The 11196-nt window shown below is 34.1% G+C and carries 13 protein-coding genes; 11 read left to right on the top strand and 2 right to left on the bottom strand.

Annotated elements, in window-relative coordinates; all coding sequences use genetic code 11:
• Positions 1-191: 191 nt before the first annotated feature.
• Positions 192-632, bottom strand: coding sequence for a small multi-drug export protein (locus KS419_RS07675; protein ID WP_217065580.1), 441 nt, complete (start codon positions 630-632; stop codon positions 192-194).
• 241 nt (positions 633-873) lie between these two features.
• On the opposite strand from KS419_RS07675, the gene KS419_RS07670 reads away from it, so the two are divergent.
• On the top strand, positions 874-1476 hold the full coding sequence (locus KS419_RS07670) for a TetR/AcrR family transcriptional regulator (RefSeq protein WP_217065579.1): 603 nt from the start codon (positions 874-876) through the stop codon (positions 1474-1476).
• A 340-nt stretch (positions 1477-1816) separates the two neighbouring features.
• Here KS419_RS07670 and KS419_RS07665 read toward each other — a convergent pair whose 3' ends face one another.
• Positions 1817-2257 (bottom strand): Lrp/AsnC family transcriptional regulator, encoded by a 441-nt coding sequence (locus KS419_RS07665; RefSeq protein WP_217065578.1) that lies wholly within the window; start codon positions 2255-2257, stop codon positions 1817-1819.
• A 168-nt stretch (positions 2258-2425) separates the two neighbouring features.
• Here KS419_RS07665 and KS419_RS07660 point away from each other — a divergent pair, with 168 nt between their 5' ends.
• From KS419_RS07660 to KS419_RS07615, 10 genes are all read left to right on the top strand, one after another.
• Entirely contained in the window at positions 2426-3013 is a 588-nt protein-coding gene (locus KS419_RS07660; RefSeq protein WP_343215036.1) for a GNAT family N-acetyltransferase, read from the top strand.
• A 103-nt stretch (positions 3014-3116) separates the two neighbouring features.
• Positions 3117-3521, top strand: a complete 405-nt coding sequence (locus KS419_RS07655) for a GNAT family N-acetyltransferase (RefSeq protein ID WP_217065575.1) — start codon at positions 3117-3119, stop codon at positions 3519-3521.
• A 192-nt stretch (positions 3522-3713) separates the two neighbouring features.
• Positions 3714-4490 carry a DUF7225 domain-containing protein gene (locus tag KS419_RS07650; RefSeq protein WP_217065573.1) on the top strand — a complete coding sequence of 259 codons (777 nt, stop codon included), beginning with the start codon at positions 3714-3716 and terminating at the stop codon, positions 4488-4490.
• Between the two features lie 13 nt (positions 4491-4503).
• Positions 4504-5322 (top strand): hypothetical protein, encoded by an 819-nt coding sequence (locus KS419_RS07645; protein ID WP_217065572.1) that lies wholly within the window; start codon positions 4504-4506, stop codon positions 5320-5322.
• A complete protein-coding gene (locus KS419_RS07640; protein WP_217065571.1) occupies positions 5309-5881 on the top strand; it encodes a hypothetical protein in 573 nt (190 codons plus the stop codon). Before KS419_RS07645 ends, KS419_RS07640 begins: the two co-directional genes overlap by 14 nt.
• Before the next feature lie 200 nt (positions 5882-6081).
• On the top strand, positions 6082-6735 hold the full coding sequence (locus KS419_RS07635; protein WP_217065570.1) for a hypothetical protein: 654 nt from the start codon (positions 6082-6084) through the stop codon (positions 6733-6735).
• Between the two features lie 339 nt (positions 6736-7074).
• The gene (locus KS419_RS07630) at positions 7075-7809 is read left to right on the top strand and encodes a DUF3784 domain-containing protein (protein WP_217065568.1); all 735 of its coding nucleotides are present in this window, start codon (positions 7075-7077) and stop codon (positions 7807-7809) included.
• Positions 7810-7974: 165 nt separating this feature from the next.
• A complete protein-coding gene (locus KS419_RS07625; protein ID WP_217065566.1) occupies positions 7975-9285 on the top strand; it encodes an ABC transporter substrate-binding protein in 1311 nt (436 codons plus the stop codon).
• Positions 9286-9413: 128 nt separating this feature from the next.
• On the top strand, positions 9414-10331 hold the full coding sequence (locus KS419_RS07620) for a carbohydrate ABC transporter permease (RefSeq protein WP_217065563.1): 918 nt from the start codon (positions 9414-9416) through the stop codon (positions 10329-10331).
• A gap of 15 nt (positions 10332-10346) precedes the next feature.
• Entirely contained in the window at positions 10347-11183 is an 837-nt protein-coding gene (locus KS419_RS07615) for a carbohydrate ABC transporter permease (protein WP_217065562.1), read from the top strand.
• Positions 11184-11196 lie beyond the last annotated feature (13 nt).

The raw sequence follows: 11196 nt of genomic DNA, 5'->3' as shown, positions 1-11196 counted from the left end.
TAGGTGATTAATAGCAATTTTGGACTAAAGTACTTTAATTTCCTTGTACAAATTAATAAATGGTAACCAAGGCCTGTAAGCGCACTTTCAGACCTTGGTTGCATTTTGATTGAAGATAAGAAAACGAATTAGCACGTTTTAATTGAGTTATTTTGTGATTGTAAAAACTAGTGATTTACTATCAAAACCATTTAGGAAAATAATTGTATCCCCATATTAGCTAATACAGCGATGACAAACCCTGTCACACCCACACTAATACCACTATATAGCCATAATTGTACTCTATTAAATTTCAAAGCTTTCGCTATAATTCCTATAACCCAAACACCCGTAACTGGAGTAAGAACTACTATGAAGAAAGCACCGTACTTCTCCAATCGTGTTCGCCATTTTCCTTTCAAAGACTTCTCACTGAATTTTTTCATAAACTTAAATTTCATTAACCAATCATAAAAAAAGTCAATTAGTGGGATAACCATCCAATTCCCAAGGGATGCCCAAAGAAAAGCATCAAACCAATTAAGTCCAACTGATAATCCTACAGGAACGGCAAGATATATTTCAAAATGTGGGAAAAAACCTGCAAACCATGTTGTGGCTGCTAAACTAATATATTTTAATATCTCCATCAAGCATTAGCTCCTTTCGATTTTACATTAAAATAAACTACTCTCTTCATGCTAATACAATTTGATTTAAGAAAAATATCTAGCTTTCTTTCTGTTTGTGGTTAATGTACAATAAATTCATTACTGAACACTTTGTTCAGTTTAATTGTAAATGATTGATCATTTAACAGTAAATCATCAAACTTAATAAAAAGTACGTTATGGAACGAAAGACAAAAATTGTCCGAAATGAGGGAGTAAAATGAAAGGTAATGAATTGGACAGAAGAGTATTGAAAACCCGCCAAGCTATCAATGAGGCACTATTTTCACTAATGGAGGAAAAAAGATACAATAAAATTACTATTCAAGATATTATTGATCGGGCGAATGTAGGGAGATCCACCTTTTATTCCCACTTCGCAACCAAGGATGAACTGCTGTTTAGCAGTGTGGAGGATGAACTGGAAATACTTAATCAATATATAAAGAGCTATATTGAATATGATGGGGAGAAACCTAGAGTGAATTCAGTAATGGAGCTCTTTGAACATATACAGGAAGACAGTAAGATTGTTAAAGGTTTATTCAAAACAGAGAGTGCTGACTTCTTTTTTGAAAAAGTTGAGATTTACTGGAATCATAGATTAGAGGAATACCTTCAGTCGAAGTTACCTTTAGGAAAAAATCCTAAAGTCCCTATAAAAATCTTAACAAACCATATTTCTAGTACCTTAATCAACTTATTAAAGTGGTGGGTAAACAATAATATGTCCTATACTCCTTCCCAAATGGATCAGTATTTTAGAGACTTAATAAACCCATGTATTGATTCGGTTTTTTATAACGATTCTACGAAGAGTTGATATATAGAGGCATATGAAAAGCATGAGAAATGGGAAGGTGCGAATGAGGTGCCTGACCCCCGGCACGGTGCTGTATCACCGTAGTGGGGGTCAGGCACCATTTTTTGACTTTTATTAACCAAACAAGTTTTTGCTGCACAGTATAACGATACTCGTAATTAAAAAGTCATATTAAGGCGATCACTCTTTTAGGGTGGTTTTTTTTATTAGACATATACTGCGAAGCAAGCTTTTTGAAGTAATAATTGATATAAGCATTGTCTACCTAAGGAATAACACATTTTAAAAATAGTTAAAAGATAAGTTCATTGAGACATCATATCAATTTACCCTATTGTAATTATTCTTCATTAACGCCTTTAATAAATGGTTTATATTCCACAACAGAAGATAATTTAATTAAGGTAGACGGTTCTCCATAAACTAAAGTAGCATCAATAAATTCTTCAAGTATTTTCACTGATTTTGTTACGACTTTCACTAAATAACTATACTGCCCTGCTAAGCGGTGGCATTCTACTACTATTGGATGGTCTTTGCAAAAATCTCTGAATTTTTTTCCTTGTTTTGTGTCGAATAAAATAAATGCTGTTACATTCTTATTGAGTTTTTCAGGATCAATGATAGCCCTATACCCTCTTATAATTTCTTTATCTTCTAGTTTTTTTACTCTTTCATTTGTTGCAGGAGTGGAAAGTCCAATCTTCTTTCCCAGATCGGTCATTGATATTCGAGCGTTTTCTTGAAGTTGACTAATAATACTATAATCAATTTCGTCCATAATAGTTCCTCCTTAACATTAAAAACTTAAGTATATGCATATAATTAATATTTATAATTAAGTAATTATCCAAAAAAACTTAAAATTATTATGTATTTACTACAATATACCATATAGAATTATTGTTAATATATAGTAAAAATGAAATGTTAAGGGGACATGTTAAAAGTGAAGAATGAATTTTATAACAAACATATAATCTTAGAAAATCATCTTGTAAAGTTAATTCCATTTAAAGAAAAATACAGAAAGCAGTTAGAAAATATCATTTATGATAAAGAGGTTTACTATACAATAGAGTGTAAAAATGATGAAGAACTCGATAAGTACATAGAAGAAACCGTTAATCAGAGAATCCATGGCTATTCATATCCTTTTTTAGTCATTGATAAAAGAACCAATGAAATCGCTGGTTCAACAAGGTTCGGAAATATTCAGTTTAATAATAAGCGTCTGGAAATTGGATGGACTTGGTACGGTAAGCCATATAGAGGAACTGGATTAAATAAAGCCTGTAAATTTGAACTATTAAAATATGCATTTGAAATTATGGATTTTAGAAGAGTGCAATTTAGTGCTGATATTAGAAATGTTCGTTCACAAAAAGCAATTAAAAAGTTGGGAGCAACAAAAGAAGGAGTTTTTAGAGCTAATTATATTGATACATCAGGAGTAAGTAGAGATGATGTATACTTTAGCATTATTCAGAGAGAATGGAATGGAATTAAAAGAAATCAATTTAAAGAGTTTATTTAATTATTCAATACCTGGGTAACATTGCTTTAAAAAGGGATCGCCTTACCTTATTGCCTTATTGATTAGTTAAACCTACATATCAAAAATGAAAGAAGGTTTATGAATGGAAGTTTACTACAAAACAGATATAGAAAATATTACACATGAAGGTCTTCAGGAATTGTTTCTTTCAGTAGAATGGGAGTCTGGAAAGTTTCCACGTGAACTATTAAAAGCAATAAAAGGTTCTCATTCGGTTATTACCGCGTGGGATGGAGAAAAACTTATTGGATTAATTAATGCATTATCCGATGGTGCATTAACAGCCTATTTTCATTACATGTTAGTAAATCCGAATTATCAGGGAAGAGGAATAGGCAAAGAAATGATGGATATGATGCTTGATAGATATAAGGGATACCAAACAAAAGTGTTGATTGCCTACCAAAATGTAGTTGAGTTCTACATAAAATTGGGATTTAAAACAGAAGATGGGACTACAACAATGTTTATATCAGAACTGATTTAATTCAACCAATGGTTTGCGGTGCCTGACCCCCGACGCAGTATTGTATTACTGAGCGGGGGTCAGGCACTTTTTAACCTGGAAAAATATAAACAGGATGGATTTATTTACTTGAACAGGAGTGAATGCTATAAATGTTGAATTAATAAACATCAATAAAAATTTCTTAAATATTAATTTAATAGGTGAAGGTCTATGAAAATATATGAGCAAATCAAAAAGGTAATGGAAGGTAAGGAAAAGACATTAACAACATCTTCTGAATTAAAAAAGGAGCTAAATGAAAAATACGGTACCAATCCTAGTAGTATAATACTTTCGGATTACTGCTATAACAGATATAACGCGGGAATCAAATTCGATAAGCATTTGTTCGAGTATATTAATAGATCTACTTATAAATACCTAGGAGAGAGTTTTCCATATACAGGTTTAATTTTTCATAAACCGAAAGGGAGTGAAAGTGAATTTGTTATCGGTGAATGGAATGAAGGGGTTAAGCAGCTTTATAATGAACACAGTGAAAACTCTAATCCAAAAGCTGCGACCAGTTCACTTAGCTTCCAACAAATTAATAATCTTTTTGAAGAGTATAGCAGGATACTTAAGTATGAAATAAGTTTATTGAATTGTAAGCCAACAGAGGTAAGACATTTAATAGGACGGATCGGAGAATTTTATTGCGCGATAAAAACCAAAGGGACTTTAGCTAAGGAAGTGAATCAACATGGGTTTGACGTCATTAGTAACAATCGCAAAATTAGTGTCAAAACAACAGCACAGAAAAGTGGATTCATAACCATAAATAAAAATACGTTTGACAAATTTGATGATTTATTTGTTCTTCAATATGTAAATGATAATTTTGAAGTTTTATACTATGGGCCAAAAGAAAAAATTCTCAAAGTGAAAAGAACATATGGAAGCAATTTCGAAGTTGATCTTAATACTTTGAAGAAACTAATGTTTTAATAAGGAGGTTTATATGATTCAAGCACAGTTAATGGGGAAGGTATCAAGTTCTGTTCAGAACAGTGAAGATGTTTTAACTTCAACTATTTTCGGTTTATTAAGATATTTACCTGATAATGAATTGTTGATAGAAATCTTTAACAGTGCAAGAAACCTGGAAAAGCAAACATTACAAATTAAAAGAGATGAACTCATTGAAGTAGATTATTATTTTTGGCCTAAATTAGCTAACAGTGAACCAGATTTAATCTTAACTTTGAAATATCAAACAGGTGAAGTACATCTTATTTGCATCGAGGCTAAATACTTTTCAGGAAAATCAAGTATTGAAGATGAGACGGTTGATGTTGAAGAAAGAACCAATGCACAAAGGGATCAAATTGGACGTGAAATTGAAGATATTCTCAATGAATCTACTTGTTTAACTTTAGGATTAATCTGTGAGGATCGTAGTGTAAAGAGATCAATGATCTACTTGACTTTCGAGTCCTATATTCCTTATGAAGATTTAGAAAGCAGTTTAGAAGCAGTTGCCCAGCGTCCAACTGTAAAATTTAAAAATGAAGACTTGTATTGGTTGTCATGGAGGCATTTTCAACCGGTAGTTTCCAAATTCATTAGTAAGTATAACAATCTAGTTATAACTGATTTAAACGATTTCTTAGTTAAGAAAAATATGGTTGCTTATCAGGGGTTCGATAATCTTCAATCTGTAGGAATGTTGAACTGGAGCTATTCCACTAAGACACAGGATTTAACTTGGGATTCCTTAAAAAATGTGTCTGTAACTAACTATAGTTTTGTAGGGAGGAATATGAATGGGAGAAAATGAGGTTTTAATTACTTCGATTGAAAATGTCAGATCAATGGTGCATAACAGTATTTTAATGTTAAGAGAAGCAGATATGATATTAAGCGAGGAGAGGTTTGAGCCAATATACGGAAATACAATTGGGAGCGAACCTAGTAAAAGCATCCAACAAAATAAAAATACATTTTCCAACTTTTTTCCTCAATATATGTCCCGCGCATATATCCATCATGACAAATTCAAGCAAAAGAAAGAAACCAGAGTATTAATAATAAACATACAGTTTTACCACGCTCGGGTTAAGCTATTAACTCCTTGTGTATTGGGCGGAGTATTGGACTTTGGTGATATTATTACGGATGATCAAAAGAAAGATATACAACATTGGTGGTTAAAATGTATGGCATTTGAGAATAAGAATCTTAATTTTAAAGCTGACGGTAATGTTTATAAAAGAGAAAACTTTAAAGAGAAAGTAAAGTTAACAACTTTTTGGGGAATCGAATTAATTAAGATAACAGATGTAGAAATGTTAAGAGAAGAAGTAATTAATAAATTATTAGAGGAATATGAGAAATAATACCCTTAGATATCGCCCCCCGACCCGCAGAACGATATAACTTTATCTTATGGGGGAAAAGGTAACAGCATCCAAGTGGATTGGTGACCTTTCCAGTTTTTAGGGGAGGCAAGGGGACACCCCTTGTCCCGTTAATTTAAACCAGCATTTAAGGACATCCTAAACATATCTTTTATATACTACGAAAAGAGAGTGATTGGATGGACACTACTATTTATTTTTTCTTATCAATGGTATATGCCTTTTTACTCGTGTATGGAGTATACGTCGCCACAAAGGAACGCTGGTCAATCTATTCCAGTTTTTTATTAGTTGTCATTGCTGCTTTATTTTACGATAACACTATATTGGCGGTCGGACGTTTTATTGGAGAAGGGGAGCTATTAAAAGGGTTAAATGTCCCTAGATATTGGATGCATGCTTTTTTTACCCCTTTACTCATTCCATTTGCTTTGCAAATCTTAAGAGCAGCAGGAGTGACGTGGGCGAAGACGCGCTTAGCAACCTATGTTGTTCTCGCTGTGACAGCGCTCGTTATTATAATGGAAGTCATCCCTCTCTTTGATTTGTCCTTAAAACCAGTATGGCAGCAAGGTGTATTAAGTTATAAACGCACTAATGCCTCTGGTGGTCCTTTCATGATGACAGCAGTAACCCTCTCTATCCTCATTTCTTCCCTCATTCTTTGGCGAAAACTAAGGTGGATATGGCTATTCATGGGAGTATTAATGATGGGAGTTGTTGGAGGACTATCTATCCCATTCGAAAGTAAAGCTATAGGAAATATTTCGGAGCTAGTGTTAATTTTATCGTTATTTGCTACACAACAGTTTCAGAGCCGGGTTGAAGTGTAAAGCTAGTTCTAATCAATAAGAGAGCATGTATTTATGAGGACATTTGGTGTAGTTTCGTTTGCCGTTATGTCCTCATATGCCCTTCATGAAGACAGTTCTGCCGAATTTTGCTTTACTAGTGTCCTCGAGGCTTCGGTCATGAGGACAAACAAATATAGTTCTTTTATCAAATTGTCCTCATAGGAGCTTTTATGGACAGACAAAATCCCCATGTTTTAAAGTATACTCTCCACTGTGAACCATTAGCGTGTGGATATTTATGTAAAAATATTAAATAGAGAATAAGCTGTTAGTGGTTCGCTACAGCTAACCATTAATGCGGTATTGAGGTGAAGAAGGTTGGAAATATATCAAATTATCATATTAATCATTCAAATTCCTGTGATATCTATGCTTTTAGGCTTTGGATATTTAATAAAGAAAAAGCAATATTATGATTTAATCTCTGGTTTTTCTATGAAATCAAAAGAGGAACAAGAAGAGATGATTCGAAATGGATATCCAGAAGCTGTAGGAAATGTCATGCTTAATTCAGGTTATATTATTGGTGCTGGCGTTATCCTATTTTTGTTTAACGTGCCTTTTGCATTTGAAGCCTCGTTAGGGATTATGATGATCTATATGTTTACACACCTATTACTCATTTCTAAGCTTGATGCGAAGAGAGTTCGTAAACGTAACACGATTATTTTAGCTGTTACTGCAGTTTTTACAGTGGGAATTATTGGAGCGGTTTTTTACATTGGGGCGCAACCTAACGAATTAACAGTTGAAGGGCGAGAACTGCATATAAGTGGGGTTTACGGTTTGAGCTGGGAGCTTGATGATATTACAAAGGTGGAGCTAGTAAAGAATGTGCCAGAAATTCAAATGAGATCAAATGGATTTTCTCATGGACAAAGAGCGAAGGGGAAATTCCGATTAGATGAATTAGGGAATGGCACGTTGTTTTTGTATCGAGACACACCTCCTTTTTTGTATATTGAGCGGGGAGAAGATTACTTATTTATTAATTCAAGAGATGCTGCAGAAACTCTAATATGGTATGAAAGGGTAATAGAAGCAATGAGGTAGTTTAGTTATAAAGGCGGTTCCGTTTGAGGTGCCTACCGTTTTCTAAAATGTAACCCCTTACATTATTCTATATTTAGGTAACATTATTCCATTTTGTTTTAGGTAATTTACTAGTAAACTTTTACTTACAACCAATGAAAAAAATAATCTATAGGAGGGGTTAAAGTGAAAAAGAGATTAACTTTTCTGAGTGTTATCTCAGTACTAGTGCTTTTATTTCTGGCTGCTTGTGGTAACGATTCGGAATCTACTAGTGAAAATGGTGGAGAAAGTGATGGAGGTACAGATGAAACACAATCTGGCTCTGGGGAAGAAGTAGAACTTAGGTTTTCAATATGGGACTCTAACCAAGAATCAGGTCTTAGACAAATAGCAAATGAATTTGAAGAACAGAACCCAGGAATCAAGATTAACATTGAGGTAAATGGCTGGGGAGATTATTGGACAGCACTCGAAGCCGGAGCAACCGGAGGCTCATTACCTGATGTTTTCTGGATGCACTCCAATGAAATTTATCGTTACGCATCAAATGAAATGTTATTAGATTTAAATGACCGTATTCAAAGTAGTGATGTAGTTGAAATGGATAAGTTCCCTGAAGGTTTGAAATCAATTTATAATTTTGAAGGTACTCAGTATGCTATTCCAAAAGATTATGACACGATAGGGCTTTGGTACAACAAAACAATGTTTGATGAAGCAAATGTTTCCTACCCAGATGATACATGGACATGGGATGATTTATACGATGCTGCAAAACAATTAACTAAGGATGATGGTTCACAATATGGTATTCTAACACCTTTGCACAATCAAGAAGGGTATTATAATTTTGTATATCAAAATGGTGGAACAATTATTACGGATGATAAAGTATCAGGTTACGACGATCCTAAAACGATAGAAGCGTTAGAGTTCTATGTTAATTTTGTTCTAGAAGGCTTATCACCACAAGAATTCGGAGATGGAGAGAGGGTAACCCACCTTCAAAACGGTTTGGTTGCGATGGGCTTCTTTGGATCATGGAATTTAACCGGATTTACTGAAAACGAATACATGGCAGAAAACTTTGATGTAGCAGTGTTACCAGCTTCAAATGATGGAGGAAGGGCATCTATTTTTAATGGACTTGGAAATGCTATTGCACATAACACTGATCATCCTGATGAAGCATGGAAATGGGTTGAGTACCTCAGTTCTGAAGAAGGCCAAACAAGACAAGCGGAGTTAGGTGTTGCTATATCAGCGTATGAAGGTGCAGCAGATGCATGGGTTAACTCAAATGATACGTATGATATTGGAGTGTTTATTGATATGGTTGACTACGCTCAAATTAGACCATATTCCAACACAACTGCTGTTTGGGAAGATCGTGCTTATGAAAGATTAAATGGTGCATTTACGAATGACAAAACAGTAGAGGAAGCAGCAAAAGACGCAGCGGCAGTAATGAATGAAAGCCTCTCACAAGAGTAGAATTTGAAATAAACCGTTACGGCAACAGGGTCACTGTTGCCGTAATAACAATGATATTAAAATTTTCCATCCATGGGCATTAGAAAAATGATATTATACCATTTTTTTTATAAGTAGGAGATGAGTAAATGTTCAACTATAGTATTTCAAAGCGAAAACCAACAAAAAGGCAAGTGAACGAATGGTTTTGGGGATGGTTTTTCATTGCTCCTACAATTGTTGGTCTTATAATACTAAATTTAATACCGATTATTCAGACCATGTACTTAAGTTTTTTTAGAACAGGGGCTTTTGGTCGGGGGAATGTATTCATAGGATTTGATAACTATGTAAGGCTGTTTAACGATGCACAGGTGTGGCGTGCGACAGCTAATACTTTACTATATACGGGTCTTGTAATTCCTATTTCTATTTCAATATCTCTTGTTATTGCTGTACTTTTAAATGAAAAAATTTTTGCGAGAACTACCTATCGTACTATTTATTTTATCCCAATGATTGCCGCTCCAGCTGCAGTAACGATGGTCTGGAAGTGGTTGTACAACAGAGAATTTGGTTTACTAAACTACTTGATGGATTGGCTTGGGCTTGGACGGGTGGATTGGATTAATAATCCTAATGTAGCCCTTATATCTATAGTAATTATAGGAATTTGGAGTATTATTGGGTACAATGTTGTCCTTATGCTTGCCGGATTACAAGAAATACCAAAAGACTACTATGAAGCTTCCGTTATTGACGGTGCCGGCCCAGTATCTAAATTCTTCCATATAACGATACCACTTCTTTCCCCGACGTTATTCTTTATAACAGTAACAACGATAATTCAATCAATGCAAGTATTTGATTTTATTTATATGATGATTGATGTTGCAAGCCCGGCATATGACAACACCGTTTCTTTAGTTTATTTATTCTACAATAATTCATTTAAATATGGTGAAAGAGGATATGGTTCAGCTATTGTTATGTTACTTCTAGCCATAATTATGATCATTACCGTATTACAAATGAAAGCACAGAAAAAATGGGTTAATTATAGATGAAGAAGGTGATTGATCATGAATTCAACACGGAAAAAATTATATAAAAGTATTGCTATCCACACGTTTTTGATTATCGGAGCATTTATAATGGTTTTCCCTTTTATATGGATGGTATTAACTGCTTTTAAAACGGTAACAGAATCCACATCAATGAATCCATTTGTCTTCTTTCCCAGTGAGTGGAGATGGGAGAACTTTGCTACCGTATTAGAACAGAATAATTTTATTAGGCTATATTATAATACGTTAGCGATGATGTTTTGGCGAGTTGTTTGTGGTGTCATGTTTAGTGCAATGGCAGCGTTCGCTTTTGCCAGACTAACCTTTCCAGGTAGAGATTTCTTTTTTGGTTTGGTTCTATTTCAAATGATGGTCCCTGTACAAATATTTATCATTCCACAATATTTAATGGTGGATGCCCTAGGAATGAGAAACACCATATTCGCTCTCGTTTTTCCAGGTCTCGTCAGTGCATTTGGGACATTTTTATTAAGGCAGTTTTTTATGCAACTTCCAAAAGAACTAGAAGAGGCAGCGATATTAGATGGAGCAAATATTGGACAAATATTTTTACATATTATGCTTCCATTAGTGAGATCAGGATTAATTGCACTTGGTATTTTTACTGCTTTATTCGCATTTAAAGATTTAATGTGGCCTCTTATCATTAATTCTGAACCTAATTCAGCAGTTTTAGCATCAGCATTAGCCAGAATTCAGGGGGCTTATTCCATTCATTATCCTCAACTAATGGCTGCTGCTGTACTTGCTATTTGGCCAATGTTAGCGGTGTATTTAGTATTCCAAAGAAAATTTATCGAAGGTATTTCCACATCTGGCGGCAAACTCTAAATCTATACAGGAA

Source organism: Evansella tamaricis, from assembly GCF_019042215.1.
Classification (GTDB): domain Bacteria; phylum Bacillota; class Bacilli; order Bacillales; family Salisediminibacteriaceae; genus Evansella; species Evansella tamaricis.
This window is presented reverse-complemented; position numbering and strand designations above follow the sequence as displayed.

Bases quoted from the DNA above. Each gene is read 5' to 3' on its own strand.
- KS419_RS07675 (WP_217065580.1), bottom strand. From the start codon at position 632: ATGGAGATATTAAAATATATTAGTTTAGCAGCCACAACATGGTTTGCA.
- KS419_RS07670 (WP_217065579.1), top strand. From the start codon at position 874: ATGAAAGGTAATGAATTGGACAGAAGAGTATTGAAAACCCGCCAAGCT.
- KS419_RS07665 (WP_217065578.1), bottom strand. From the start codon at position 2,257: ATGGACGAAATTGATTATAGTATTATTAGTCAACTTCAAGAAAACGCT.
- KS419_RS07655 (WP_217065575.1), top strand. From the start codon at position 3,117: ATGGAAGTTTACTACAAAACAGATATAGAAAATATTACACATGAAGGT.
- KS419_RS07650 (WP_217065573.1), top strand. From the start codon at position 3,714: ATGAAAATATATGAGCAAATCAAAAAGGTAATGGAAGGTAAGGAAAAG.
- KS419_RS07645 (WP_217065572.1), top strand. From the start codon at position 4,504: ATGATTCAAGCACAGTTAATGGGGAAGGTATCAAGTTCTGTTCAGAAC.
- KS419_RS07640 (WP_217065571.1), top strand. From the start codon at position 5,309: ATGGGAGAAAATGAGGTTTTAATTACTTCGATTGAAAATGTCAGATCA.
- KS419_RS07635 (WP_217065570.1), top strand. From the start codon at position 6,082: ATGGACACTACTATTTATTTTTTCTTATCAATGGTATATGCCTTTTTA.
- KS419_RS07620 (WP_217065563.1), top strand. From the start codon at position 9,414: ATGTTCAACTATAGTATTTCAAAGCGAAAACCAACAAAAAGGCAAGTG.
- KS419_RS07615 (WP_217065562.1), top strand. From the start codon at position 10,347: ATGAATTCAACACGGAAAAAATTATATAAAAGTATTGCTATCCACACG.